This is a genomic window from Pantoea sp. B550 (genome assembly GCF_024158165.1).
GTDB classification, from domain to species: domain Bacteria; phylum Pseudomonadota; class Gammaproteobacteria; order Enterobacterales; family Enterobacteriaceae; genus Pantoea; species Pantoea alfalfae.
Window position 1 is genome coordinate 1,221,087 of sequence record NZ_JAMYXI010000003.1, and the last position, 25,281, is coordinate 1,246,367.

At 54.9% G+C, this 25,281-nt stretch carries 21 protein-coding genes and 1 other RNA gene; 6 read left to right on the plus strand and 16 right to left on the minus strand.

Annotation, left to right across the window (positions count from 1 at the left end):
• Positions 1-345: 345 nt before the first annotated feature.
• From ubiI to NIM72_RS08765, 4 genes are read right to left on the minus strand one after another with little or no spacing between them, the layout of a single operon-like run.
• Entirely contained in the window at positions 346-1,548 is a 1,203-nt protein-coding gene (ubiI, locus tag NIM72_RS08750) for an FAD-dependent 2-octaprenylphenol hydroxylase (protein ID WP_253419974.1), read from the minus strand.
• Between the two features lie 13 nt (positions 1,549-1,561).
• Complete coding sequence (ubiH, locus tag NIM72_RS08755; RefSeq protein ID WP_161732610.1) at positions 1,562-2,740, minus strand: 2-octaprenyl-6-methoxyphenyl hydroxylase; 1,179 nt, start codon at positions 2,738-2,740, stop codon at positions 1,562-1,564.
• Positions 2,737-4,059, minus strand: coding sequence for a Xaa-Pro aminopeptidase (pepP, locus tag NIM72_RS08760; RefSeq protein WP_161732612.1), 1,323 nt, complete (start codon positions 4,057-4,059; stop codon positions 2,737-2,739). Before pepP ends, ubiH begins: the two co-directional genes overlap by 4 nt.
• A gap of 46 nt (positions 4,060-4,105) precedes the next feature.
• Positions 4,106-4,684 carry a YecA family protein gene (locus tag NIM72_RS08765; protein WP_022623836.1) on the minus strand — a complete coding sequence of 193 codons (579 nt, stop codon included), beginning with the start codon at positions 4,682-4,684 and terminating at the stop codon, positions 4,106-4,108.
• A 170-nt stretch (positions 4,685-4,854) separates the two neighbouring features.
• Here NIM72_RS08765 and zapA point away from each other — a divergent pair, with 170 nt between their 5' ends.
• From zapA to NIM72_RS08780, 3 genes are all read left to right on the plus strand, one after another.
• Positions 4,855-5,184: a cell division protein ZapA gene (gene zapA, locus NIM72_RS08770; RefSeq protein WP_008925677.1), complete on the plus strand. Its 330-nt coding sequence runs from the start codon at positions 4,855-4,857 to the stop codon at positions 5,182-5,184.
• Positions 5,185-5,223: 39 nt separating this feature from the next.
• Positions 5,224-5,406, plus strand: a non-coding RNA gene (ssrS, locus tag NIM72_RS08775) — 6S RNA.
• Between the two features lie 106 nt (positions 5,407-5,512).
• Positions 5,513-6,106, plus strand: coding sequence for a 5-formyltetrahydrofolate cyclo-ligase (locus tag NIM72_RS08780; protein ID WP_253422066.1), 594 nt, complete (start codon positions 5,513-5,515; stop codon positions 6,104-6,106).
• Between the two features lie 344 nt (positions 6,107-6,450).
• On the opposite strand, the gene serA is transcribed toward NIM72_RS08780, so the two are convergent.
• Positions 6,451-7,689 carry a phosphoglycerate dehydrogenase gene (gene serA / locus NIM72_RS08785; protein ID WP_161732614.1) on the minus strand — a complete coding sequence of 413 codons (1,239 nt, stop codon included), beginning with the start codon at positions 7,687-7,689 and terminating at the stop codon, positions 6,451-6,453.
• Between the two features lie 279 nt (positions 7,690-7,968).
• On the minus strand, positions 7,969-8,628 hold the full coding sequence (gene rpiA / locus NIM72_RS08790) for a ribose-5-phosphate isomerase RpiA (protein WP_010248819.1): 660 nt from the start codon (positions 8,626-8,628) through the stop codon (positions 7,969-7,971).
• Between the two features lie 182 nt (positions 8,629-8,810).
• Here rpiA and NIM72_RS08795 point away from each other — a divergent pair, with 182 nt between their 5' ends.
• Positions 8,811-9,716, plus strand: a complete 906-nt coding sequence (locus NIM72_RS08795) for a LysR family transcriptional regulator ArgP (RefSeq protein ID WP_010248822.1) — start codon at positions 8,811-8,813, stop codon at positions 9,714-9,716.
• Between the two features lie 32 nt (positions 9,717-9,748).
• On the opposite strand, the gene NIM72_RS08800 is transcribed toward NIM72_RS08795, so the two are convergent.
• The 7 genes from NIM72_RS08800 to tkt all read right to left on the minus strand — a co-directional run bounded on the left by NIM72_RS08800 (position 9,749) and on the right by tkt (position 18,164).
• Entirely contained in the window at positions 9,749-10,471 is a 723-nt protein-coding gene (locus NIM72_RS08800) for an oxidative stress defense protein (RefSeq protein ID WP_150014177.1), read from the minus strand.
• A gap of 143 nt (positions 10,472-10,614) precedes the next feature.
• Complete coding sequence (gene argO, locus NIM72_RS08805) at positions 10,615-11,238, minus strand: arginine exporter ArgO (RefSeq protein ID WP_161732616.1); 624 nt, start codon at positions 11,236-11,238, stop codon at positions 10,615-10,617.
• Positions 11,239-11,362: 124 nt separating this feature from the next.
• On the minus strand, positions 11,363-12,244 hold the full coding sequence (mscS, locus tag NIM72_RS08810; RefSeq protein ID WP_161732618.1) for a small-conductance mechanosensitive channel MscS: 882 nt from the start codon (positions 12,242-12,244) through the stop codon (positions 11,363-11,365).
• Positions 12,245-12,436: 192 nt separating this feature from the next.
• Entirely contained in the window at positions 12,437-13,516 is a 1,080-nt protein-coding gene (fbaA, locus tag NIM72_RS08815) for a class II fructose-bisphosphate aldolase (protein ID WP_013358958.1), read from the minus strand.
• Between the two features lie 104 nt (positions 13,517-13,620).
• A complete protein-coding gene (gene pgk / locus NIM72_RS08820; protein WP_033733685.1) occupies positions 13,621-14,784 on the minus strand; it encodes a phosphoglycerate kinase in 1,164 nt (387 codons plus the stop codon).
• A 51-nt stretch (positions 14,785-14,835) separates the two neighbouring features.
• Positions 14,836-15,855, minus strand: a complete 1,020-nt coding sequence (gene epd, locus NIM72_RS08825) for an erythrose-4-phosphate dehydrogenase (RefSeq protein WP_161732622.1) — start codon at positions 15,853-15,855, stop codon at positions 14,836-14,838.
• Positions 15,856-16,169: 314 nt separating this feature from the next.
• Positions 16,170-18,164, minus strand: coding sequence for a transketolase (tkt, locus tag NIM72_RS08830; protein WP_161732624.1), 1,995 nt, complete (start codon positions 18,162-18,164; stop codon positions 16,170-16,172).
• 271 nt (positions 18,165-18,435) lie between these two features.
• Here tkt and NIM72_RS08835 point away from each other — a divergent pair, with 271 nt between their 5' ends.
• Positions 18,436-19,191: a M48 family metallopeptidase gene (locus NIM72_RS08835; protein WP_161732626.1), complete on the plus strand. Its 756-nt coding sequence runs from the start codon at positions 18,436-18,438 to the stop codon at positions 19,189-19,191.
• 64 nt (positions 19,192-19,255) lie between these two features.
• On the opposite strand, the gene NIM72_RS08840 is transcribed toward NIM72_RS08835, so the two are convergent.
• The 3 genes from NIM72_RS08840 to speA form a co-directional block, all read right to left on the minus strand.
• Positions 19,256-19,666, minus strand: a complete 411-nt coding sequence (locus NIM72_RS08840; RefSeq protein ID WP_161732628.1) for a YidB family protein — start codon at positions 19,664-19,666, stop codon at positions 19,256-19,258.
• Positions 19,667-19,864: 198 nt separating this feature from the next.
• Positions 19,865-20,785, minus strand: coding sequence for an agmatinase (gene speB / locus NIM72_RS08845; RefSeq protein ID WP_253419977.1), 921 nt, complete (start codon positions 20,783-20,785; stop codon positions 19,865-19,867).
• A gap of 170 nt (positions 20,786-20,955) precedes the next feature.
• Entirely contained in the window at positions 20,956-22,932 is a 1,977-nt protein-coding gene (gene speA, locus NIM72_RS08850) for a biosynthetic arginine decarboxylase (RefSeq protein WP_161732632.1), read from the minus strand.
• Positions 22,933-23,775: 843 nt separating this feature from the next.
• Between speA and metK the strand changes: the two genes are divergently transcribed.
• On the plus strand, positions 23,776-24,927 hold the full coding sequence (metK, locus tag NIM72_RS08855) for a methionine adenosyltransferase (protein WP_010248851.1): 1,152 nt from the start codon (positions 23,776-23,778) through the stop codon (positions 24,925-24,927).
• Positions 24,928-25,281 lie beyond the last annotated feature (354 nt).

The following is a 25,281-nucleotide window of genomic DNA, read 5'->3' on the forward strand; positions in this document are numbered from 1 at the left end:
CGAATCTGACGATTAACCATAAGCAAACCGGGGTCGAAAGCAGATGCACAGCCTAACCAGGAACGACCACCAACAGGATAAAAAACTGCAATTTTGTGATTAATCGCGCAATAAATTCAGTGATTATAAATATACGCAGCAAATTTATGCGAGATGGCATTCAGGATGTTAAAAAAATCCCGCAGCTCGCCAGGATATGAATGAGAAAAAGTAATGCGAATTCAGCCGCAAAATTAGAATAAATCAAACGAAGATCCCTGATGGTGCAGCGTTGCCTTTTGGTGGTGCAGAGGGGTTCAGATATAAAAAAAGCCAGCAGATGCTGGCTTATCAGGAGGCGTGGATTTAGCGTAGCCAGGCGGGCAAATCATTCAGGCCCATCGCCTGCTTCAGCATCATCGGTTTTACCCCTGGCAGGCGATCCGCCAGCTTCAGACCCACGTCGCGCAGCAGTTTCTTCGCCGGATTATTACCAGCGAACATCTCACGGAAGCCCTGCATTCCTGCCAGCATCATGGCGGCACTGTGTTTACGGCTGCGCTCGTAGCGACGCAGATAGAGGTGCTGACCAATATCTTTGCCCTGCTGATGCAGACGCCGAATCTCACCAATCAATTCGGCGGCATCCGTAAAGCCAAGGTTAACGCCCTGACCCGCCAGTGGATGAATGGTGTGGGCCGCATCGCCCACCAGTGCCAGACGGTGTGCCGCAAAGTTGCGGGCATAGCGTGCCACCAGCGGAAACGACTTACGCTCGCTCTCCAGCTGGCACAGGCCGAGGCGCATATCAAACGCCACCGAGAGCTGCTGATTGAATAGCGCTTCCGGCATAGTTTCCAGACGACTCGCTTCCTGCGGCGAGAGGGACCAGACGATAGAGCTCAGATGCGGATCCTGCATTGGCAGGAAAGCCAGAATGCCGTCGCCGTGGAACACCTGGCGCGCCACCATGTCATGCGGCTTCTCAGTGCGGACGTTAGCCACTAATGCATGGTGATCGTAATCCCAGAAGGTCAGCGGAATATCGGCTTTATTACGCAGCCAGGAATTGGCACCGTCGGCGGCAATCATTAATCGCGCGCTTAACATGCTGCCATCCTGCAGGGTAATAAAGGCTTCGTTGTCGCCAAATGCCACCTGCTGTAACTGCGAGGGGGCCATCAGCGTTACGTCACTGCAGGCACTGGCGCGTTGCCAGAGCGCGTTATGGATCACCGGGTTTTCGATGATATGGCCCAGATGCGACAGGCCCTGGTGCTGATCATCAAAGGCGATGGCACCGAAACTATCCTTATCCCACACTTCCATGCCGTGATAAGCGCTGGCACGCAGCGAGAGAATGGTCGACCAGACATCCAGCTTCTGCAACAGCCGTTCACTGGCGGCGTTGATCGCCGACACGCGAATGGACGGTGATGCACTCATCGCCAGCGGTGGCTCCGGTGATTTTTCCAGGACGGCGATGCGCAGTCCGCTGCCCTGCAAGCCGCAGGCCACCGCCAGTCCCACCATACCGCCACCGGCAATCACCACATCAAAAGTTTGCATCTGAGCCTCTTTATTAACGCTTAACCCAGCCAAGCGTACGCTTAGCCAGTTGATTTCGTAGCCACGGCAGATGATCCATCGCCAGCAGGCCCAGGTTGCGACCGGCTACCATCGGGCCATAGCGATTCGCAAAGACGCGAACCAGCCCGTCGGTAATACCGATAGTCGCGGCGCGATCGGGCTGACGACGCTGCTGGTAATGGTTAAGCACTGCATAACTGCCGGGGTCCTGCTGCTGGCGATGGGCGGCGGCCAGGGTTTCAGCCAGCGACATCACATCACGCAGGCCAAGATTGAAGCCCTGACCAGCAATCGGATGCAACGTCTGCGCCGCATTGCCCACCACCGCCACGCGATGCGTCACGGGCGACATCGCCCGGTGCAGCGCCAGCGGGTAATATTCACGCTGACCGGTGTGGGTGAATTTGCCCAGGCGCCAGCCAAAGGCACGCTGCAACTGGCTGAGAAATTCAGCCTCGCTCCACGCCTCAATCTGTTCACGCTGCGACAGCGGATGACACCAGACCAGCGACAGACGGTTGCCGGACATCGGCAGCAGCGCCAGCGGGCCATGTTGGGTGAAACGCTCGAATGCCCGGCCCTGATGAGGCAGCGCAGTGGTGACATTGGCAATCACGGCGAGTTGTTGATAGTCGTCCCGTTGCCACTGGATACCGCACGAGGCGGCCAGCGCAGAGCGCGTGCCATCCGCCGCCACCAGCAGTTTGCCGCTGAGTTGCTCCCCACTGTCCAGCGTCACCTCCACCTGCTGCTCGCTGCGTTGGGCATGCGTAACGCGCGCCGGACAGCACAGCGTCACACCTGGCGCTTTTTTCAGTTCCGCAAACAGCCGCTGACCGACGTCAAACAGTTCAACCACCTGTCCCAGTGCCGGAATAGCGTAATCCGCCGCTGCCAGCGACACAAAGCCAGCGTGCCCGCGGTCGGAGACATGGATGTCGGTAATCGGGGTGGCACAGCTGGCGATGCGCTGCCACAGATTGATGTCCGCCAGCTGCTGGCAGGTGCCGGCAGAGAGCGCAATCGCGCGGCCATCGAAACCGGGATGCGCCCGACTGCCCGGCTCACTGCTTTCAATCAGCGTCACCGGCAGGGTACCCTGAGTGAGATGGGAGAGCGCCAGCGCCAGCGTCGCCCCGGTCATGCCGCCGCCGGCAATCAGAATCGTCATGCCTGTTTTGCCGCCGCCATCAGTGCTTCAATCTCATCGGCCTCTTTCACGACGCTGTCGGTAAGATTTTCAATACCATCTTCAGTGATCACAATGTCATCTTCGATTCGGATACCGATGCCGCGATACTGTGCGGGCACATCCGCATCCGGGGCGATATAAAGGCCCGGCTCAATGGTTAACACCATGCCCGGCTCCAATACGCGGTCGCGGCTCGGGGTACCATAGTGACCGACATCATGAACATCCAGCCCCAGCCAGTGCCCCAGGCCATGCATGTAAAACTGGCGATGTGCTTCTTCAGCGATCAGGGTATCAACGTCGCCTTCAAGGATGCCCAGATCAACCAGGCCCGTCACCATAATGCGCACCACTTCATCATTCACTTCACGAATGCTGATGCCGGGCCGGAACAGCTCAAGCGATCGGTTCAGCGAAGCCAGTACGATGTCATAAATCGCGCGCTGCGCCGGGCTGAATTTGCCATTAACCGGGAAGGTGCGGGTGATATCGCCAGCGTAGCCGTAGAATTCACAGCCTGCATCGATCAGCACCAGATCGCCGTCGCGCATTTCACTTTCATTTTCGGTGTAGTGCAGAATGCAGCCGTTCTCACCAGCACCCACAATGGTGTTATAGGAGGGAAAACGCGCACCGTGACGGGTAAACTCGTGAAGAATTTCCCCTTCCAGCTGATATTCGAACATGCCTGGCTGGCAGGTTTGCATGGCACGGGTATGCGCCAGTGCGCTGATTATCCCGGCGCGACGTAACAACTCAATTTCATCCGCATCTTTAAACAGACGCATCTCATGCACCCACGGACGCCAGTCAGTGACGGTGGCAGGCGCGCTGAGATTCTGGCGGAAACCGCGACGCAGCTTGTCCAGCGCGCTGAACACCAGCGTATCCGCATGGGCATATTCGCCCTGCGCATGATAAATGACGTCAAGGCCATTCAGCAGCAGGTGCAGCTGTTCGCCGATATCGCTCCAGGGGAGGGCACGATCGACGCCCAGTTTTTCGGGAGCCGCCTCCTGGCCCAGCCGACGGCCAGACCAGACTTCCGCTGCCGGGTCGCGAACGCGGTTAAACAGCACGCTGTGGTTGTGATTTTCATCGCTTTTGATCAGTACCAGCAGTGCCTGCGGCTCGTTAAAGCCGGTGAAATAGCTGAAGTCGCTGCTCTGACGAAACGGATATTCCGTGTCATTACTGCGCGTCACTTCGGGCGCAGCAAAAATCAGCGCTGCGCTGCCAGGCGCCATCTTTGCCAGCAGCGCCTGACGACGCTGCAGGTATCGTTCCAGTGAAATCATCTCTGCACTCCCTGTAAACTGACCGGTTAAACGCGTTGACCTGAAATTAGTGTAGCGTCGGTTTTTGCACTTCTGGCGCAGTAGGCTGTGGACGGGTAAACGTATCGTGGCACAGCAGTGCGGCGACACGTACATACTCAATCACCTCTTCCAGCGACTGCTCCAGCTCCTCCTGGTCTTCATCTTCTTCGTAACCGAGCTGGGCGATAGTACGCAGATCGTCGATTGCTTCGCCGGTTTCGCCGGTGACCTTATCCAGTTTAGGCTGTGTTACGCCCAGGCCGAGCAGAAAATGGTTAACCCAGCCCGCCAGCGCGTCGGCACGGTCAAATACGGTGATGTCGTCGTCAGCAGGCAGCAGTAGCTGAAACAGGAAGCCTTCATCTTCCAGCGTAGTCGCCGTATGCTCGTGTAGCTCCGCCAGCGGCACGGCAAGAGTGTGTGAAAACGCCATGCCTTCGTTAGCCAGATCGTGTACCAGCGTCTTCCAGCTGGTGTCCTGGTTACCACCGCAGAGGATCCCGCTCAACAGGCCATGCATTTCCGCGGGCGTCATTCCAACACCCTGCTGTGAGAGCACCGCCGCGAGCGCGTTGTAATCGGGGGTTGCGTTCTGTAAGGACATAAGTTTTCATCGTCGTTGGCAGAATAAGTTCGTGTTATGCTACCACTAGCTGCCTCAAGGTTTCCAGAAAAGGGGTTGTATCTTATTTCGTGGGTCTATATAGTTGCCCGCCTCCCAAGCCATTGACTGCTAAGGGAGTTGCGAGCGAAGTAATCAGTCAGGAAGGTGGCATGTCTGCACAACCGGTAGATTTACAAATTTTTGGTCGTTCGTTGAGAGTAAATTGTCCGCCAGAGCAGCAAGATGCGCTCAATAGCGCGGCTGAAGATCTCAATCAACGGTTGCAAGATCTAAAAGTTCGCACTAGAGTCACCAATACAGAACAACTGGTGTTCATCGCCGCGTTAAACGTCTGCCACGAGCTGGCGCAAGAGAAAGTGAAAACGCGCGATTATGCTGCTAATATGGAACAACGTATCCGTATGTTGCAGCAGACGATTGAACAGGCATTAGTTGAGCAGGGTCGCATCTCTGAGCGTGAGGGTGCGAAATTCGAATAAAACTTCATGGTTGCTATACTTAAGTAACGGTGAGGTAAATCTTCTCTGAGATGTTTGCATGTGGGCCAGTCCCCTGAGCCGATATTTCGAAAAAACAGAATGTGACGCTCGTAACCTGTGTGCATGCTCGGTTCGTCCGAGAAGCCTGATGGTTATGACGGCATGTTCACCTTGAACCAAGGGTTCAAGGGTTACAGCCTACGGCGGCATCTCGGAGATCTCTCTTCCTGTAGTCCTGCTTTTTCCCCTGACTGACATGTTATAGTCGCTCAACAGCGACTTATCCGGCGGGGAAATCATGTCTGAACCTTCCATGTCTGAACCTTCCATGTCTGAACCTTCAATGACCCAGCGTCAGGCGATTCGCCAGCATGTGCGACATCTGCGACGGGCACTCACCGATGAGCAGCAAACGCAGGCCGCTGAGCAGCTCGCTGAACATGCGCTCAACTACGCCCCGGTGACTGAAGCGCGCAATATCGCCCTTTTTCTGTCGGTGGATGGCGAACTGAATACCCGTCCGCTGATTGCCCGCCTCTGGCATCTGAAGAAAACGGTCTGTCTGCCGGTTTTACACCCCTTCTCCCCCGGTAATTTGTTGTTTCTGCGCTACTCGCCCGATACCCCATTGCTCAAAAATAAGCTGCGCATTCCTGAACCGCCGCTGGATATCCGGCAGTTGATCACCCTTGACCAACTGGATCTGATGATGGTGCCGCTGGTGGCATTTGATCAGCATGGACAGCGTCTGGGGATGGGCGGCGGCTTCTACGATCGTACCCTGCAGAACTGGCGGCAGCACGGTTTTTTGCCGGTGGGCCTGGCACACGATTGTCAGCAGGTCGATAGCCTGCCGGTGGCAGAATGGGATGTGCCTTTGCCGACGGTAATGACGCCATCAAAACTCTGGCAGTGGGAGTAGAAGCGTCGCTTTTGCAGACAAGTGAAAACCCATACCTGGGCGCATCTGGCAGCAATGGAAAAGCTTAACGCGCAGGGAACATGGTCAGAAGAGGAAAGCGTCCCGCGGAAGGGACAAAAACGCCGGGAACGTTTTTGAACAACGCAAAGCGTTGGCCCGGCAACGGGCACACATCAGGGATGAGGTGCGTAATCGCGCGGGCCGGGCATGCCAGGGATGGCGGCTTTTGCGTCTTTCCGATCTGACCGTGTTCTCTTCGCAGTCTCGATCTTAAAGTAAATCGCGACAGCCTGTATTACCTACCTGAAGAGACGCGACTAAGCGCCTGTTCAGGTTGGTAGCGCTTAGTAGAGCAGACGCGCGCGGATAGTACCCGGAATCGCCTTCATCAGCTGCAGCGCGTTCTCGGCCACTTCCGGCTCTGCATCAATGTCGATCACCACATAGCCCATGAACGGTGAAGTTTGCAGATACTGGGCGGCGATGTTGATACCCTGCTCGGCAAAAATCTGGTTGATGGCCGTCAGCACGCCAGGACGGTTCTCATGGATATGCAGCAGACGACTGGCGCTGATACCGTGAATCGGCAGTGATACTTCCGGGAAGTTGACCGCTGAGAGAGTCGAGCCGTTATCGGAATATTTTGCCAGCTTGCCCGCCACTTCAATCCCGATATTCTCCTGCGCTTCTTCTGTCGATCCGCCAATGTGCGGCGTCAGGATCACATTGTCGAACTCACTCAATGGAGAGATAAACGGCTCGCTGTTGGTGGCTGGCTCGGTCGGGAAGACGTCGATGGCTGCACCACCCACATGCTTGCTGGCCAGGGCATCACACAGCGCGGGAATATCCACGACTGTACCGCGTGAGGCGTTAATCAGCAGCGCACCGGGTTTCATCTGCGCCAGCTGCTCTGCACCGATCATATCCTGTGTAGAGGCCGTTTCCGGCACGTGCAGGCTGACAACGTCGCTCATGTTGAGCAGGTCTGCAAGATGGCGTACCTGCGTGGCATTACCCAGCGGCAGCTTGTTTTCAATGTCGTAGAAGAAAACATGCATGCCCAGACTTTCTGCCAGCACGCCCAGCTGCATACCGATATGACCGTAACCGATGATGCCCAGCTTTTTGCCACGCGCTTCAAATGAGCCTTTGGCAATCTTATTCCAGATGCCACGGTGTGCTTTCGCGTTTGCTTCCGGGATGCCACGCAGCATCAGCAGCATCTCACCAATGACCAGCTCCGCCACCGAGCGGGTATTCGAGAAAGGCGCATTGAACACCGGGATACCCCGGCGGGCAGCCGCCTGCAGATCAACCTGGTTGGTGCCGATACAGAAACAGCCCACGGCGACCAGCTTTTCAGCCGCCGCAAAAATCTCTTCAGTGAGCTGGGAGCGGGAACGGATACCAATGAAGTGCGCATCGCGGATCGATGCTTTTAACGCGTCGGAGTCCAGTGCGCCCTTGTGGAATTCGATGTTGGTATAGCCTGCAGCCCGCAGGTTTTCCAGCGCGCTCTGATGGACACCTTCCACCAGCAGGAACTTAATCTTATCTTTTTCCAGTGATACCTTTGCCATTTCCCGATCCTATTCAGCATTCAATGAGGACTACCATAAGCCAGCCTTCTGTCAAAATATCAAAAAAATCGCGTCCGGCAATACAAACGATTGCCCGCCAGCCAGCATGGCAATGGCTGGCAGCAGCACATTGCCGGACAAAATCATGAGGTCAGCGATGAAGAGAGAACGAACCTACTGTCGATGACGGTTATGTGACATAAGTCACCAAATTTCACCGACGCGAGAAAAGATGATTTGCAGGCAGAAATAACCGGCGCCTTTACAGCGCCAGACAGATCATTTTTTGATGGTTTTCACGCCATCAGGACCGCCGATCAATGCGATATCGGCACCGCGCGCGGCAAAAAGGCCAACGGTCACGACGCCAGGCAAAGCATTGATGGTTTTTTCCAGCTCAATCGGATCGAGAATGCGGAGATTATGCACATCAAGAATAATGTTGCCGTTATCCGTGACCACGTTCTGACGATACTCAGGTAAGCCACCCATTTTCACCAACTGACGCGCCACGTAACTGCGCGCCATCGGAATCACTTCGACCGGCAGAGGGAAACGCCCCAGCACATCGACCTCTTTTGAGGCGTCAGCGATGCAGATAAACGTCTCTGCCACTGCGGCCACGATCTTTTCGCGCGTCAGCGCTGCGCCACCGCCTTTGATCATCTGCATCTGTGGGTTGATCTCATCCGCGCCATCAACGTATACCGACAGCAGGTCAATCTCGTTCAGATCGAACACCTGAATACCCAGGCTCTTCAGCTTCTGGGTTGAGGCATCCGAGCTGGAGACAGCACCTTCAATCTGATGCCTGACTGTGGCCAGCGCATCAATAAAGTGGGCAGCGGTGGATCCGGTGCCTACGCCAACAACGGTGCCCGGCTGCACGTACTCAAGTGCAGCCCAGCCAACGGCTTTTTTCAGTTCATCCTGGGTCATGGTATGTTTAAAACCTGTGCGACAACGAAGTGCGCGTAGTATAAAACAAGGCTTGCTGAAAATGCTCGGCTGTCCGACGTGGATTTATCGCTTTGGAAGCCAGCCCACAAAAAATAAGAGAGCCATCACAGGTGACACTTTTGTGGCATAGTGACGTCCACCCTGAAGGAGAGAGAAGAAGAATGAAACGCCCGGATTATCGAACGCTTCAGGCGCTGGATTCAGTGATCCGCGAACGCGGCTTTGAGCGTGCCGCACAAAAGTTATGTATCACCCAGTCGGCGGTTTCACAGCGTATCAAGCAGCTGGAGAACCTGTTTGGTCAGCCGCTGCTGGTACGTACCGTGCCACCGCGTCCGACTGAACAGGGGCAAAAACTGCTGGCGTTGCTGCATCAGGTAGAATTGCTGGAAGAGGAGTGGCTGGGCGACGAGAACAGTGGCACCACGCCGCTGCTGCTGTCGCTGGCGGTCAATGCCGACAGTCTGGCGACCTGGCTGCTGCCCGCACTGAAAGATGTACTGGCGGATTCACCTGTGCGTCTGAATCTGCAGGTCGAAGATGAAACCCGCACTCAGGAGCGTCTGCGTCGGGGTGAAGTGGTGGGTGCGGTGAGTATTCAGCCGCAGCCACTGCCAAGTTGCCTGGTGGATCAGCTCGGTGCGCTCGACTATCTGTTTGTGGCGTCACGCGACTTTGCCGATCGCTTCTTCCCAAACGGCGTCACCCGCTCTGCCCTGCTGAAAGCGCCTGCGGTAGCGTTTGACCATCTTGATGATATGCATCAGGCCTTCCTGCAGCAGAACTTTGATCTCTCACCGGGCAGCGTGCCCTGTCACATTGTGAACTCCTCTGAAGCTTTTGTGCAGATGGCGCGACAGGGTTCGACCTGCTGTATGATCCCACATCTTCAGATTGAGCGTGAGCTGGCAAGCGGTGAGTTAATCGATTTGACGCCGGGTCTGTGTCAGCGGCGGATGCTCTACTGGCATCGGTTTGCGCCGGAAAGCCGGTTAATGCGTCGGGTGACCGATGCGCTGATTGCGCATGGACATCGGGTGCTGCGGCAGGATGACGTGGCAGCCTGAAAACAAAAACGGGGCATCAGCCCCGTTTTGCATTATGGCGTGTTGGGCTTGAGCTCAAACACCACATCCACCTGATCGTCAAAGTTGATGCTCTGCTGATCATAGGTTTCCTGCGCCGACGTATCCGCCGCGGCAGCCGCTTTATACATGCGGTTCATTGGCATCGGCTGATAGTTGGCAACCTGATAACGAATGCTGTAGATGGATCCCAGCTTCGCGTTGAAGCCTTCAGCCAGCTGTGATGCCTGCTGAGTCGCGTTTTTAATCGCGGCTTTACGCGCCTGCTCTTTGTAACTTTCCGGGTTTGCCACGCCTAACTCGACGCTGCGTACCTCATTCAGACCGGACTTCAGCGCCCCGTCCAGCAGATCGTTCAGCTTATCCAGCTGACGCAGGGTGACCTGTACCTGACGCACCGCGCGGTAGCCTTTCAGTACCGATTTACCCTCTTTGGTGTAATCGTACTCAGGCTGTGTGCTCAGGTTAGCTGCATCGATATCTTTCTTCTCAATGCCGTTTTTCTGCAGAAAATCGAAATATTGCGCAACCCGGCTATCCGCCTGCTTTTTCGCATCTGCGGCATCTTTAGACGACACGTTCACCACGATAGAGAGCGTCGCAATATCGGGACGGGCATCGACCGTTGCCTTGCCTGAGGTCACCACGTGCGGTCCGTTCGGTAACTCATCAGCGTAGACGCCAGGCAATGCCCCGGCGCTCATGATTGCAGCCAGAGCCAATGCTTTCAGTTTCATGAAAGTCCTCCTTGAAAAGGTACTATGACGGCTTCCAACCGGCGAAGCCCAACAGCGCATCGGTATGCGCCATGCTTTGAGTGGTCATTATGGCAAAAGTTCGGCCTCCGCGCGGCAATAACCGCACCGGATCGACGTTGGGATCAAAATCCGGCAATGCCCTGGCGCGCCAGTTGCAGGGCGATAAACCACATCACCGCGCCCACCAGCAGGTTAATGATGCGCTGGGCTTTGGCGGTGCGCAGGCGTGGTGACAGCCAGGCGGCCAGCAGCGCCAGACCAAAGAACCACAGGATCGACGCACTGATGGTGCCCAGCGCAAACCACTGACGCGCGGTGGTGGTCGGCAACTGACCGCCAAGACTGCCCAGCACCACAAAGGTATCGAGATAGACGTGCGGATTGAGCCAGGTCACTGCCAGCAGCGTCGCGATAATGCGTCCCCTGCTCTGCTTTAATGGCTCACCATCCGACAGATCGGCGTCGCCGCGAAAAGCGTTACGCAATGCGCCCCAGCCATACCACAACAGAAAGGCTACACCCGCCCAGGTGATCACCATCAGCAGCAGTGGAGACTGGCTCAGCAAGGCGCTGCCGCCAAAGATCCCACCGCAGATCAGCAGAATATCACTCAGCGAGCAGAGGGCTGCCGTCATCAGATGATACTGACGCTTTACCCCCTGATTCATCACAAAAGCGTTCTGCGGGCCCAGCGGCAGAATCAGCGCGGCGCCAAGGGCAAGCCCCTGAAAATAGAGAGATAACACAGGATTATTTCCTCACATCGTTAGAGGAGGAGAAGTATAAAGAGAGAGGATGATTAGCGGAAATTGAAAGAATTAATCTGCGATTAGCAAAATGAATGGGCGACAGAAGCCGCCCACTGAAAGATTACTGTGGCTGAGTCTCTGGCGTAGTTGCGTCTGACTGTCTGACACGGTGCAGATGCACATCCATCTGCGGATAAGGAATACCAATCCCTTTGCCATCCAGCGCACGCTTAAAGTTCTTCAGCAGGTCCCAGTAGACGTCCTGCAGATCGCCGCTGTTGCTCCAGCAGCGCACCACAAAGTTCATGGAGGAAGCGGCCAGCTCATTCAGACCAACCTGCACGCCTTTATCCTGCAATACACGACTGTCAGCGTCGACCACTTCACGCAACAGCGTCAGAACCTCATCAACATCAGCATCGTAAGAGACGCCAATGATAAATTCATTACGGCGAACCGGCTCACGCGAGAAGTTAACGATGTTTCCGGCAAGAATTTTACCGTTAGGCACCACCACTCGCTTGCCGTCGGCTGATTTGAGCGTGGTGGAGAAGATCTGCACGTTCATTACCGTACCCATGATCCCACCCAGATCAACGAACTCACCGGCACGGAAGTGACGGAAAATCACCAGCAGTACGCCCGCAGCAAGGTTTGACAGGGAGTCTTTTAATGCCAGACCGACAGCCAGACCGGCTGCACCAAGGATGGCGATGACCGAGGTTGTCTGGACACCAATGCGCCCAAGTGCCGCGATAAGCGTGAAGGCGATAATACCGTAGCGCACCAGCGCCGACAGAAAATCAGCAACAGTCGTATCAATATGACGCGCGCGCAGCAGACGATTAACGGTGTTAGAGATGATGCGTGCAATCATCATCCCCACAAAGATAATCGCAATAGCTGCGACAATGTTTACCGCATAGCTAATCAGCAGCTCCTGATTGCGTACTATCCAGTTACCCGCGTTGTTGAGCTCATCAAACATACCCGTATCCTGCATGGAACCATCCTGTAATCAAATTTCCCGGGGAAATAACAACACATTGTCAGAACCGCTCTGACAATCCCTGACAAAAGGGTAAACAATAAATGGCGGTGTGCCAAACCTGCATGGCTTTTGACACAAACCTGACAAAAAAAGGTCAAAAAAAAGGCCCTTTCGGGCCTTTTTTGTACGATAACTGTATGTCAGTTACAGCACGTCGACAGCGTTCAGCTCTTTGAAAGCCTGCTCCAGACGCACGACCATAGAGGCCTGGGCAGAACGCAGCCAGACGCGTGGGTCGTAGTATTTTTTGTTTGGCTTGTCGTCGCCTTCCGGGTTACCCAGCTGCGACTGCAGATAGCCTTCGTTCTTTTTGTAGTACTGCAGGATGCCGTCCCAGGTTGCCCACTGGGTGTCGGTATCGATGTTCATCTTGATCACGCCGTAGCTGATAGACTCTTCAATTTCTGCAGCTGAAGAACCTGAACCGCCGTGGAAAACGAAGTCCAGCGCGTTGTGCGGCAGGCCATGTTTTTCACACACATATTTCTGCGAATCACGCAGAATGGTTGGGGTCAGTTTCACGTTACCTGGTTTGTAAACGCCGTGCACGTTACCGAATGAGGCCGCAATGGTGAAGCGCGGGCTAATCGCATGCAGTTTTTCGTACGCGTAGTTCACATCTTCTGGCTGGGTGTAGAGCGCAGATGCGTCCATGTGGCTGTTATCCACGCCATCTTCTTCACCACCGGTGCAGCCCAGTTCGATTTCCAGCGTCATGTCCAGTTTCGCCATGCGCGCCAGGTATTTGCTGCTGATCTCGATGTTCTCTTCCAGAGACTCTTCTGACAGATCGATCATATGAGAAGAGAACAGTGGTTTACCGTTTTTCTGGAAATACTCTTCACCTGCGTCCAGCAGACCGTCGATCCATGGCAGCAGTTTCTTGGCACAGTGGTCAGTGTGCAGGATAACCGGCACACCATACTGCTCAGCCATCAGGTGAACATGGTGTGCACCCGCGATAGCGCCGAAAATGGCCGCGCCCTGTGGTTTATCAGTCTTGAAGCCTTTACCCGCGATAAATGCAGCACCGCCGTTAGAGAACTGGATAATGATTGGCGCTTTAACTTTCGCAGCGGCTTCCAGTGCGGCATTGATAGAGTCGGTGCCGACGCAGTTTACGGCTGGCAGTGCGAATTTGTTCTCTTTCGCAACTTTGAAGATCTTCTGTACGTCATCACCAGTGACAACGCCGGGTTTTACGAAATCAAAAATTTTAGACATGATTGTGTCCTGTTTCGTGACCGTTGTTCCCCTTGAGGAACGTCGATTTAAACGCCCAGACGGGCAAGACTTCAGGCGATGCCACGGGCATCGCCCCCAAAGGATTACTGCTTAGCACGCTCTTCCAGCATAGCAACTGCAGGCAGTTTTTTGCCTTCCACGAACTCAAGGAACGCGCCGCCGCCGGTAGAGATGTAGGAAATTTTGTCTTCAATGCCGAACAGGTCGATAGCCGCTAAGGTATCGCCGCCGCCAGCAACAGAGAAGGCATCGCTGTCTGCAATGGCGTTAGCCACGATCTCGGTGCCTTTACGGAAGTTAGGGAACTCAAATACGCCCACCGGGCCGTTCCACAGAATGGTTTTAGCATCCTTCAGGATAGCAGCCATTGCCTGTGCAGTTTCGTCACCGAAGTCCATAATCTCTTCGTTATCCGCCACTTCCGAAACCTTTTTCACGGTCGCTGGCGCAGTTTCAGAGAATTCTGTGCCGACGCGTGAGTCAGTCGGAACCGGGATGCCGTGCTGATCACGCAGGCCTTTGGCTGCTTCAACGAAGTCGGGTTCATAGAGTGATTTACCGACTTTGTTGTCGATAGCGACGAAGGTGTTCGCGATGCCGCCGCCCACAATCACGGTGTCCGCGATTTTGACCAGAGACTGCAGCACGTCAAATTTGGTAGAGACTTTAGAACCGCCAACGACAGCCACCAGCGGACGCTCCGGGTTGCTCATGACTTTACCCAGCGCTTCCAGTTCCGCAGAGAGCAGCGGGCCAGCACAGGCGATAGGGGCAAATTTGCCGACGCCGTGGGTAGACGCCTGCGCACGGTGCGCAGTACCAAAGGCGTCCATCACAAATACGTCGCACAGCGCAGCATATTTTTTAGACAGCGCTTCGTCGTCTTTCTTTTCGCCTTTGTTAAAGCGAACGTTTTCCAGCACCACCAGTTCGCCAGCGCCGACTTCAACACCATCGAGGTAATCTTTTGCCAGGGTCACATTGGTGCCGCTCAGCTTCTCTTTCAGGTAGTTAACTACCGGCAGCAGCGAGAACTCTTCGTTGTACTCACCTTCGGTCGGACGACCCAGGTGGGAGGTAACCATTACTTTCGCGCCCTGTTTCAACGCCGCTTCAATGGTTGGCAGAGAAGCACGGATACGTGCATCAGACGTCACTTTACCTTCTTTAACTGGTACGTTCAGATCGGCACGGATCAGAACGCGTTTGCCAGCCAGATCCAGATCGGTCATCTTAATTACAGACATGGTGAACCCTCTCGTTGATTCTCATAAGTTTTGCCAGACGCAAACCGCGTCTTACCTGAAACCGCTTGCGGCCATCGCTAACGTCGTGTCGAGCATTCGGTTAGCAAAGCCCCATTCGTTGTCACACCAGACCAGGGTCTTGATAAGGTGTTGACCGCTGACCCGCGTTTGTGTTCCATCCACAATGGCACTGTGCGGATCATGGTTAAAATCTACTGAGACTAACGGTAATTCCGTATAGTCAACTATACCACGAAATGCCCCTTCTGCCGCACTCCGCAACAGGGTGTTAACATCACACGCTGTCACCGCGTTATGCACAGAAACGCTGAGATCAATGGCCGTCACGTTAATCGTCGGGACGCGAACGGCTATTGCCTCAAAGCGATCGTTGAATTTCGGAAAAATACGGGTAATGCCGGCCGCCAGACGCGTATCCACTGGAATGATCGACTGACTGGCTGCGCGTGTGCGGCGCAGATCGCTGTGATAGGCGTCGATCACCTGCTGATCGTGCATCGCCGAGTGGATCGTAGTGACGGTACCGGATTCGATTCCAAACGCATCATCCAGCAGCTTAATCACCGGAATAATGCAGTTCGTCGTACAGGAGGCGTTGGAAACGATGCGGTCGCTGGCGGTCAGTGCCTGCTGGTTAACGCCATACACCACCGTGGCGTCGAGATCGTTGCCACCGGGATGAGAGAACAGCACTTTTTTAGCGCCCGCCTGCAGATGCGCTTCGCCATCAGCCCGCGAGCCATAGACGCCGGTGCAGTCCAGCACCACATCCACGTCGAGTTCACGCCAGGGCAAATCGGTAATGTCTGCACGGTGCAAAATACGCAGGGTATCCCCCCCCACCCACATCACATCGCGCTCCTGACGGACATCGAAAGCAAAACGGCCATGACTGGTATCGTATTTCAGCAGGTGTGCCATACCGGTGGCTTCTGCCAGCTCGTTAATGGCGACCACAGTAATCTCTGCACGTCGGCCCGTTTCATAGAGCGCGCGCAGGACGTTGCGTCCAATCCGGCCAAAACCATTTATCGCTACCCGTACCGTCATTTCTCTCCTGCCACGTCAGACTGAAAAAAACGTGCCGTTAGCCTGAGCGTTTCACTGCATTTTGTACAGGAGATTCTTACCCGGCATTGTCCGAAATCAGGGCGGCCTGCACGGCAACTGAAACGGTTCAGCCACAATAATAGAAGGAAGGAATAACAGGAATGATTGTGATCAATCTGACTGCTTAAATTTGGATCTGCGTCACAAATTCGAGCCATTGTCAGTTATTACTGGAGGAATAATAAATAAGAGGGATGAAAATTTCGTCCCTCTTATTTCGCTGCCAGACGGGAACAGACCCGCCCGGGCGGTTTTTACGCCAGCAGCGCCTTCGCTTTCGCGACCACGTTGTCAACGGTGAAGCCAAACAGTTCAAACAGCTGATCCGCAGGTGCAGATTCGCCGAAGCTGGTCATACCCACGATAGCGCCGTTCAGGCCAGTGTATTTGAACCAGTAATCCGCAATGCCCGCTTCGATAGCGACGCGCGCGCTGATCGCTTTCGGCAGTACAGATTCGCGGTATTCATCGCTCTGCTTGTCGAAAGCATCCGTTGACGGCATAGAGACCACGCGCACTTTGCGGCCTTCGCTGGTGAGTTTGTCCCATGCACCGACAGCCAGTTCAACTTCTGAACCGGTGGCGATCAGGATCAGCTCAGGTGTGCCGTCGCAATCTTTCAGCACATAACCGCCACGTGCCACGTTAGCCAGCTGCGCAGCGTCACGTTCCTGCTGCGCCAGGTTCTGACGAGAGAAAATCAGTGCCGTCGGGCCATCTTTACGCTCAATGGCATATTTCCACGCCACGGCGGATTCAACCTGGTCACAGGGACGCCACAGGCTCATGTTTGGTGTGGTACGCAGGCTCGCCATCTGCTCCACTGGCTGATGCGTCGGACCGTCTTCGCCCAGACCGATAGAGTCGTGCGTGTAGACCATGATCTGACGGATCTTCATCAGTGCCGCCATACGCGCTGCATTACGCGCATATTCAACGAACATCAGGAAGGTGGCGGTATACGGCAGGAAGCCGCCGTGCAGCGCCAGGCCATTAGCGATAGCGGTCATACCGAACTCGCGCACACCGTAATGGATGTAGTTACCCGCCGCATCTTCGTTGATCGGCTTAGAGCCAGACCAGATAGTCAGGTTACTTGGTGCCAGGTCGGCTGAGCCACCCAGGTATTCCGGCAGAATTTTACCAAAGGCTTCGATTGCGTTCTGTGAGGCTTTACGGCTGGCGATCTTCGCCGGGTTCGCCTGCAGCTGCTCAACGAACTTCTGCGACTCTTCCTGCCAGTTAGCGGGCAGTTCGTTGCTGACGCGACGTTTAAACTCGGCAGCCAGTTCAGGATGTGCCTGCGCATACGCAGCGAATTTCTTATCCCATGCAGATTCTTTCGCCTGGCCCGCTTCTTTCGCGTCCCACTCAGCGTAGATGTCAGAAGGAATAACGAATGGTGCGTGGTTCCAGCCCAGCTGTTTGCGGGTCAGAGCCACTTCATCATCACCCAGCGGTGCGCCGTGTGAATCATGCGTACCTGCTTTGTTGGGTGAACCAAAGCCGATAACGGTTTTGCACATCAGCAATGAAGGCTTGTCGCTGACGCTTTTCGCTTCGTCGATCGCTTTAGCAATCGCATCCGCATCGTGACCATCAACGCCGCGCACCACGTGCCAGCCGTACGCTTCAAAGCGCTTCGCGGTGTCATCGGTGAACCAGCCATCAATGTGACCGTCGATAGAGATGCCGTTGTCATCATAGAACGCAACCAGTTTGCCCAGCTTCAGCGTACCCGCCAGCGAGCAGACTTCGTGCGAGATACCTTCCATCATGCAGCCATCACCCATGAAGACATAGGTGTTGTGGTCTACGATGTCATGACCCGGACGGTTGAACTGTGCGGCCAGCGTGCGCTCTGCAATGGCGAAGCCGACTGCGTTTGCGATGCCCTGCCCCAGCGGGCCGGTAGTGGTTTCAACGCCCACGGTGTAGCCATATTCCGGATGACCTGGAGTTTTTGAGTGCAGCTGGCGGAAGTTTTCCAGTTCACTCAGTGGCAGATCGTAGCCGGTCAGGTGCAGCAGGCTGTAGATCAGCATGGAGCCGTGGCCGTTAGAGAGGACGAAACGGTCGCGGTCGGCCCACAGCGGGTTGGTTGGGTTGTGGTTCAGGTAGCCGCGCCAGAGTACTTCAGCGATGTCCGCCATGCCCATTGGGGCACCCGGATGTCCCGATTTCGCTTTCTGTACTGCATCCATACTTAACGCACGAATGGCGTTGGCAAGCTCTTTACGAGAGGGCATTTTCTACTCCAGGTCGGATTAATGCTTCGCGCCTTAACCCATTGTTATTAATGAGTTAGTGGGCAAAACAAGGAAAAAGTTGCCCATCAATGTACATGAAAATCGGGGCAAAAGTACATGCTGTAAAACGCTAAATGTAACCGCTTCGTATGGCTTTTCCGGCCAACTCTGCTAGCAAAGTGCAGACTGGCACGCTATAACCAAATCGTTTATTCACCTGAGTGAGTTTCAGGTGTTTGTTTTTCTTACCTTGTTATGAATGGGATAGAGCATGAAAATCCAGAAAACGGTGTTAGCGCTTGGGCTGGCAACGCTGCTCAGCGGCTGTCAGGGTTTAGACAATAATGCGCTGATGCAGTCGGGCGCGCAGGCGTATCAGGCTTATTCCCTGAGCGACGATCAGGTTAAGCAGCTCAGTGATAAATCCTGTGAGCAGATGGACAAAGATAATCAGGTTGCGCCTGCAGGCAGTGAGTATCAGCAGCGCCTGAACAAGATCGCCGCCGCGCTGGGCGACAACATCAACGGCGTTCCGGCGAACTACAAGGTTTATCAGACCAAAGATGTCAACGCCTGGGCAATGGCAAACGGCTGTATCCGCGTTTACAGCGGCCTGATGGATATGATGACCGATAATGAAGTGGAAGGCGTCCTGGGCCATGAGATGGGTCACGTGGCGTTAGGTCATACGCGCAAGGCAATGCAGCTGGCGTATGCCACGACCGCAGCCCGCACGGCAGCGGCCTCCGTGGGCGGCGTGATCGGTTCACTGTCTCAGTCGCAGCTGGGTGAAATGGGTGAAAAACTGGTAAATGCACAGTTCTCACAGACGCAGGAATCGCAGGCGGATGACTACTCCTACGATTTGATGAAGAAGCGCAATATCAATCCGGAAGGCCTGGTGACCAGCTTTGAGAAACTGGCGAAACTGGAACAGGGACGTCAGAGTTCGATGTTTGACTCGCACCCTGCTTCTGAAGCACGCGCCGGGCACATCCGTGAGCGTATTGCCGCTGACGCGAAGTAATAGAGACGTCAGGCGCATGTACGGTGCATGCGCCTGTAAGGCGTATCAGGTCAACATCACTGACCTAACGCTTGAATATCTGATCCACCATCGAACCTAAATCGAGTTTGTTCTCGTGCAGCGATGCTTCATCCATGTGCCCCTGAGGTGACATCTTATCGATCAGCTGCGGCAGAATAACCGCCAGCGTGCCTGCGGCGCCCTTCACGTCGGTTCCCAGCTTATCTGCCAGTGACTGCAGTTCCGCCTCACCAAACGCTGTGTGGATGTCGCTGTGTTCTACCGGCTGATTCGTCCCGGTGCCGATCCACGAACCAAATACCTCACCCAGCCCGCCCTGCTGGAATTTTTGCAGCAGCACTTCGATGCCGCCCTGCTCCTGTACCCAGTGCCAGACCGCCTGCAACTGTCCGGGCAGATGCCCGTCACTCTGGTTGCCCTGCAGCGCTCCCGCCAGTTCATCCAGAAAGCCCATAATTGCCTCCACGTTGAGAATTGATATCCGTCAGTTTAGTTGCTGATGCGCGGTTACGCCTGATGTGCGTGCGCTATCAAAGGGGGACAAGCTGAAGGCGAAAAGCGGATGGGCAGAGTTGTTGGCATTGCGCCGCCTCACTTAGCGGCGCAATGCCAGCCAGGCAAACCCGGCAGGCTTCTCTTATCAGAGACGGAATTAGCCTTTGTTCGCAGCCTGAACATGCAGCATATCCAGCGCCAGCGTCGCCGCCGCCAGTGCAGTCAGATCCGCATGATCGTAACCCGGTGCCACTTCTACCAGATCCATGCCAACAATGTTCATGCCCTGCAGGCCACGAATCAGCTTGGTCGCTTTATCAGTGGTCAGGCCGCCAATGACCGGTGTGCCGGTGCCAGGCGCATGGGCCGGGTCCAGACAGTCGATATCGAAGGTCAGATAAACAGGCAGATCGCCGACGGTGCGTTTTACTTCGGCGAGGATATCGTCAACGCTGCGGTCATTGACCTGTGCCGCATCCAGCACGTTGAAGCCCAGGCTCTTGTCGAACTCGGTACGGATACCGATCTGCACGGAATGCTGTGGATCAATCAGGCCTTCTTTCGGCGCGGTAAAGAACATGGTGCCGTGGTCAAAGGTCGGGCCGTTGGAGTAGGTGTCGGTATGGGCATCAAAATGCACCAGCGCCAGCTTGCCGAAGTGTTTTGCATGAGCGCGCAGCAGGGGCAGCGTGACGTAGTGGTCACCGCCAAAGGTCATCATGCGCTTGCCATTGGCCAGCAGTTTTTCAGCATGAGCCTGTAACTTGTCTGAGAGATCCTGCGAGTCGCCGAAGGCGTAAACCAAATCGCCACAGTCGACGACGTTCAGACGCTGACGCAGATCGAAATCCCACGGCCAGCGGCAGCCTTCCCAGGCCAGATTAGTAGAGATATGGCGGATTGCGCCCGGACCGAGGCGGCTGCCCGGACGACCGGAAGTGGCGGCATCAAACGGCACGCCGGTGATAACCCACTCGGCGTCGCTGTCGTAAGGCTGGAAATTCAGCGGAAAACGCATGAAGCCAAAGGCGTTAGAAACCAGGGAGTTGTCGTACTGATTGCCAAGCGTGTTATACATAATTGCTCTCTCTATGTGCGTAAGTCGGGCCAGGCCCGCAAGCCATTAAGGTTGAGATGAAAAAAATCCCCTCCGCGTCGTTAGGCCCGACGAGGAAGGGATTGAGTGGTTCAGATTATCGACATAGTTAACGGCAACTGCAATATGCGATTACGGGCTGCCGGGGCCGGTTACTCATCTTCTAAATAGGTGTATCCGTAGAGGCCGCTCTCAAACTCTTCCAGGAACTGCGCGCGCAGTTCGTCGTCAAGATCGGACGCCTGCACCTGATTGCGGAACAGCGCCATCAGCTCGTTAGGATCCAGCTGCACGTAACGCAGCATGTCAGCCACGGTGTCGCCTTCATCAGAAAGCTGCACTTCTACTTCGCCATTTTCGCGCGCGTAAACATCCACCGCCTCGGTGTCACCGAACAGGTTGTGCATGTTGCCCAGGATTTCCTGATAAGCACCCACCATAAAGAAGCCCAGCATCGGCGGGTTATCAACATCATATTGCGGCATCGGCATAGTGGTGGCGATACCGTCGCCATCGACGTAGTGATCGATGGTGCCATCAGAGTCACAGGTGATGTCGAGCAACACGGCGCGGCGCTCTGGTTTCTTGTTCAGCCCTTCCAGCGGCAGGACCGGGAACAGCTGATCGATACCCCATGCATCCGGCATTGACTGGAACAGCGAGAAGTTAACGTAGATCTTATCCGCCATCCGCTCCTGCAGTTCGTCAATGATCGGACGGTGCGCACGGTTGCTGGGATCAAGATGCTGCTGAATGTAGTGACAGATGCTCAGATAGAGCTGCTCAGCCCATGAACGCTGTTTGAGATCGTAAGTGCCGGACGCATAGCCTGTGTGAATATCAGACAGATCCATCTGGCTGTCATGCAGCCATTCACGCAGCGAACGACGGGTGTCCGGCTCGTGCATCTCCTGCCAGGTTTCCCACATGCTGAGGATCGGGCGCGGCGCATCCGCATCCGGCGTTTCGGGTTCGCTGAACTCGTTACGCTCCACACCGATGATGTTGGAGACCAGCACCGTATGGTGCGCGGTCACGGCACGACCGGACTCAGTGATCACCGTCGGATGGTCCAGACCGTGCTCATCACAGGCAGCGCCAATCGCCCAGATCACATTGTTAGCGTACTCATTCAGGCCATAGTTGACCGAGCAGTCAGACTGCGAGCGTGTGCCTTCGTAATCGACGCCCAGACCGCCGCCGACGTCGAAACATTTGATGTTGACGCCCAGCTTCGCCAGTTCGACGTAGAAGCGCGCCGACTCGCGCACACCGGTGGCGATGTCGCGGATGTTGGACATCTGCGAACCCAGATGGAAGTGCAGCAGCTGCAGGCTGTCGATGCGACCTGCTTCACGCATGATCTCAACCAGCTTCAGCACCTGGGTCGCGGACAGACCAAACTTCGACTTTTCGCCGCCGCTCGACTGCCATTTACCGGAGCCCTGTGAAGCCAGACGCGCACGGATACCGAGACGCGGCACCACATTCAGACGCTCCGCTTCTTCCAGCACCAACCGTACTTCTGTCATCTTCTCAAGCACCAGATAGACCTTGTGGCCCATCTTCTCGCCGATCAGCGCCAGACGAATATATTCACGGTCTTTATAGCCGTTACAGACGATCACCGAGCGGGTCTGTCCGGCGTGCGCCAGCACCGCCATCAGCTCTGCTTTGGAACCTGCTTCCAGCCCAAGCGGCTCGCCACAGTGGATCAGCGACTCAATCACGCGTTTATGCTGGTTAACTTTAATCGGGTAAACCAGGAAGTAGTCGCCCTTGTAACCGTAGGATTCACGTGCACGTTTAAAGGCGGCGTTAATCGAACGCAGACGATGCTGCAGGATCTGCGGGAAGCAGAATAAGGCAGGCAGACGCTGACCCTGGGCTTCGCGCTCTTTCACCAGGCGGGCTAAATCGACGCGCACATCCGGACGATCCGGATCGGGGCAGACACTGATGTGGCCCAGTTCGTTAACGTCGTAATAGTTGTTGCCCCACCAGGCGATGTTGTACGTACGCAACATTTTGCTCGCATCCTGATCGTTCATTGCAACCTCCTGCATTGAGCGGAGTGTACCCTGTTCGCCAGCTGACGAACCTTTGATATTCTTCATGTCGTCAGACATCGCGAACCTCAATTTTCCGTTGAAAGATAGAACTGTTAACCGGCTTTATGGCCGCTAATCTGAAAACCTGTTGCCACATTAAATGCACTGTCCTGTTCACCTGACATCGCCGTCAGCGCGATTCACGCATGAGAGTTAAGTGTAAAACACCCTGGCCATCTCCGTTGAAACAGAGAACATTTAACCGAACACTATTGACCATGGATAATCTGTGTCGTTCCGCTGCGCGGGCGCAGAGAAGAGACAAAATCGCTTGAGCAGAGATAAAGATTAGCCGGCGCCTGTGTCGGTAAAATTACCGCATCGGACGTTGTGTCGGCAGAAAAGAGAAACAGATGGGAAGCGGGAGAGAGCCAGCGCCACGCCGCAGCGCAGAGAACCGGAAAGAGAAAAAGCGTGGTTCATTACTTGTATCACCTCCGCATATGCCAGGGGCACATGGAAAACAACCTGGGTGAAAGCCAGATCAGAGTCCGACAGGCGCGACGCAAAGAGTAGCGTCATTCTTGCTGCTGCTCTCGAAGCAGCGGCGTTTTATACCGTTTACGGCTCTAAAATGCAAAAAGATTATCCGGGAATTGCGTGAAGTGTCAGCAAATTATGTCGATAACGCTAACAGGTTAAATGCTGAAACAGAAAAAGGGCTGGTAATTGGTTTCCCCTCTATCCTAAAATAGCCGTCCAGATGGTTTTCCATCTAAACAGGTTACTATCCAGGCGGTGTTGGCCCGCTGTGCTGACACAACCTCACTGCTCGCGGCTTTGCCTGAAGGGGCGTCAGGTCAGACAACCTCACTGGCGCTATGCAGTCGTACTCAAACCATATTTAAGGTAAAGAACAGAATGGCTAAACACCTTTTTACGTCCGAGTCCGTATCAGAAGGACATCCCGATAAAATCGCCGACCAGATCTCCGATGCTGTGCTGGATGCAATCCTTGAACAGGATCCGAAAGCGCGCGTGGCCTGCGAAACTTACGTTAAAACCGGTATGGTGCTGGTTGGCGGTGAAATCACCACCAGCGCCTGGGTCGATATCGAAGAGATCACCCGTAAAACCGTACGTGAAATCGGCTATGTTCATTCCGATATGGGCTTTGATGCCAACTCCTGTGCGGTATTAAGCGCGATTGGTAAACAGTCTCAGGATATCAATCAGGGCGTTGACCGTACCGATCCACTGGAACAGGGCGCGGGCGACCAGGGCCTGATGTTCGGCTATGCCACCAACGAAACAGATGTGCTGATGCCTGCGCCGGTGACCTATGCGCACCGTCTGGTGCAGCGTCAGGCTGAAGTGCGTAAAAACGGCACATTGCCGTGGCTGCGTCCGGATGCCAAGAGCCAGGTCACTTTCCAGTATGACGATGGCAAAATCGTCGGCATCGATGCCGTCGTGCTCTCTACCCAGCACGCAGAATCCATCAGCCAGAAAGATCTGCAGGAAGCGGTGATGGAAGAGATCATCAAGCCGGTTCTGCCAGCAGAATGGCTGAGCGCCTCAACCAAATATCACATCAACCCAACCGGTCGCTTTGTGATCGGCGGCCCGATGGGCGATTGCGGTCTGACCGGTCGTAAAATCATTGTGGACACCTACGGCGGCATGGCGCGTCACGGTGGCGGTGCGTTCTCGGGTAAAGATCCGTCAAAAGTTGACCGCTCTGCAGCCTATGCAGCGCGTTACGTGGCGAAAAATATCGTGGCTGCCGGTCTGGCTGACCGTTGTGAAATCCAGGTCTCCTACGCTATCGGCGTGGCTGAACCGACCTCCATCATGGTGGAAACTTTCGGCACTGAGAAAATCTCTACCGAACAGCTGACGCTGCTGGTACGTGAGTTCTTCGACCTGCGTCCATATGGTCTGATTCAGATGCTGGATCTGCTGCACCCAATCTATAAAGAGACCGCCGCTTACGGTCACTTTGGTCGCGAACATTTCCCGTGGGAAAAAACCGACAAAGCAGCCCTGCTGCGTGAAGCAGCTGGCCTGTAAGATCAGCGACTGCTAATAAAACCCTGCCCCTGCGGCGGGGTTTTTTATCGCCTTTTCAGCCCCACAGCTGACCAGAGAATTTTTTCTCACGCACGCAGACTGAACGCCATATTCGCGCAGTTCCCGGCGACCTTCAGACGTTATAAAAATAAATCTGCCCGGCATCTCCTTCACTCTGAAGCAAATTTTCCATTCTCAGCTACACTTCCTTTCGCTTTTTCTGACGACAAAATGTTAACGATTACAAATTGAAATGCTTTGTTTTTCTGATATTTAGGAATTAACGCACGTAGTTATTATGCTGAAAATGCGTTATTTTCAGCGTCGTCTGATAGCCACTAAATAGAGCATTGT

Excerpts from the sequence above, each read along its gene's own strand:
- fbaA (WP_013358958.1), bottom strand. The coding sequence starts at position 13,516 with ATGTCTAAAATTTTTGATTTCGTAAAACCCGGCGTTGTCACTGGTGAT.
- NIM72_RS08795 (WP_010248822.1), top strand. The coding sequence starts at position 8,811 with ATGAAACGCCCGGATTATCGAACGCTTCAGGCGCTGGATTCAGTGATC.
- speB (WP_253419977.1), bottom strand. The coding sequence starts at position 20,785 with ATGTATAACACGCTTGGCAATCAGTACGACAACTCCCTGGTTTCTAAC.
- tkt (WP_161732624.1), bottom strand. The coding sequence starts at position 18,164 with ATGCCCTCTCGTAAAGAGCTTGCCAACGCCATTCGTGCGTTAAGTATG.
- rpiA (WP_010248819.1), bottom strand. The coding sequence starts at position 8,628 with ATGACCCAGGATGAACTGAAAAAAGCCGTTGGCTGGGCTGCACTTGAG.
- NIM72_RS08765 (WP_022623836.1), bottom strand. The coding sequence starts at position 4,684 with ATGTCCTTACAGAACGCAACCCCCGATTACAACGCGCTCGCGGCGGTG.
- NIM72_RS08800 (WP_150014177.1), bottom strand. The coding sequence starts at position 10,471 with ATGAAACTGAAAGCATTGGCTCTGGCTGCAATCATGAGCGCCGGGGCA.
- serA (WP_161732614.1), bottom strand. The coding sequence starts at position 7,689 with ATGGCAAAGGTATCACTGGAAAAAGATAAGATTAAGTTCCTGCTGGTG.
- pgk (WP_033733685.1), bottom strand. The coding sequence starts at position 14,784 with ATGTCTGTAATTAAGATGACCGATCTGGATCTGGCTGGCAAACGCGTT.
- pepP (WP_161732612.1), bottom strand. The coding sequence starts at position 4,059 with ATGATTTCACTGGAACGATACCTGCAGCGTCGTCAGGCGCTGCTGGCA.
- speA (WP_161732632.1), bottom strand. The coding sequence starts at position 22,932 with ATGTCTGACGACATGAAGAATATCAAAGGTTCGTCAGCTGGCGAACAG.
- ubiI (WP_253419974.1), bottom strand. The coding sequence starts at position 1,548 with ATGCAAACTTTTGATGTGGTGATTGCCGGTGGCGGTATGGTGGGACTG.
- ubiH (WP_161732610.1), bottom strand. The coding sequence starts at position 2,740 with ATGACGATTCTGATTGCCGGCGGCGGCATGACCGGGGCGACGCTGGCG.
- NIM72_RS08835 (WP_161732626.1), top strand. The coding sequence starts at position 18,436 with ATGAAAATCCAGAAAACGGTGTTAGCGCTTGGGCTGGCAACGCTGCTC.
- zapA (WP_008925677.1), top strand. The coding sequence starts at position 4,855 with ATGTCTGCACAACCGGTAGATTTACAAATTTTTGGTCGTTCGTTGAGA.
- metK (WP_010248851.1), top strand. The coding sequence starts at position 23,776 with ATGGCTAAACACCTTTTTACGTCCGAGTCCGTATCAGAAGGACATCCC.
- NIM72_RS08840 (WP_161732628.1), bottom strand. The coding sequence starts at position 19,666 with ATGGGCTTTCTGGATGAACTGGCGGGAGCGCTGCAGGGCAACCAGAGT.
- epd (WP_161732622.1), bottom strand. The coding sequence starts at position 15,855 with ATGACGGTACGGGTAGCGATAAATGGTTTTGGCCGGATTGGACGCAAC.
- NIM72_RS08780 (WP_253422066.1), top strand. The coding sequence starts at position 5,513 with ATGTCTGAACCTTCAATGACCCAGCGTCAGGCGATTCGCCAGCATGTG.
- mscS (WP_161732618.1), bottom strand. The coding sequence starts at position 12,244 with ATGCAGGATACGGGTATGTTTGATGAGCTCAACAACGCGGGTAACTGG.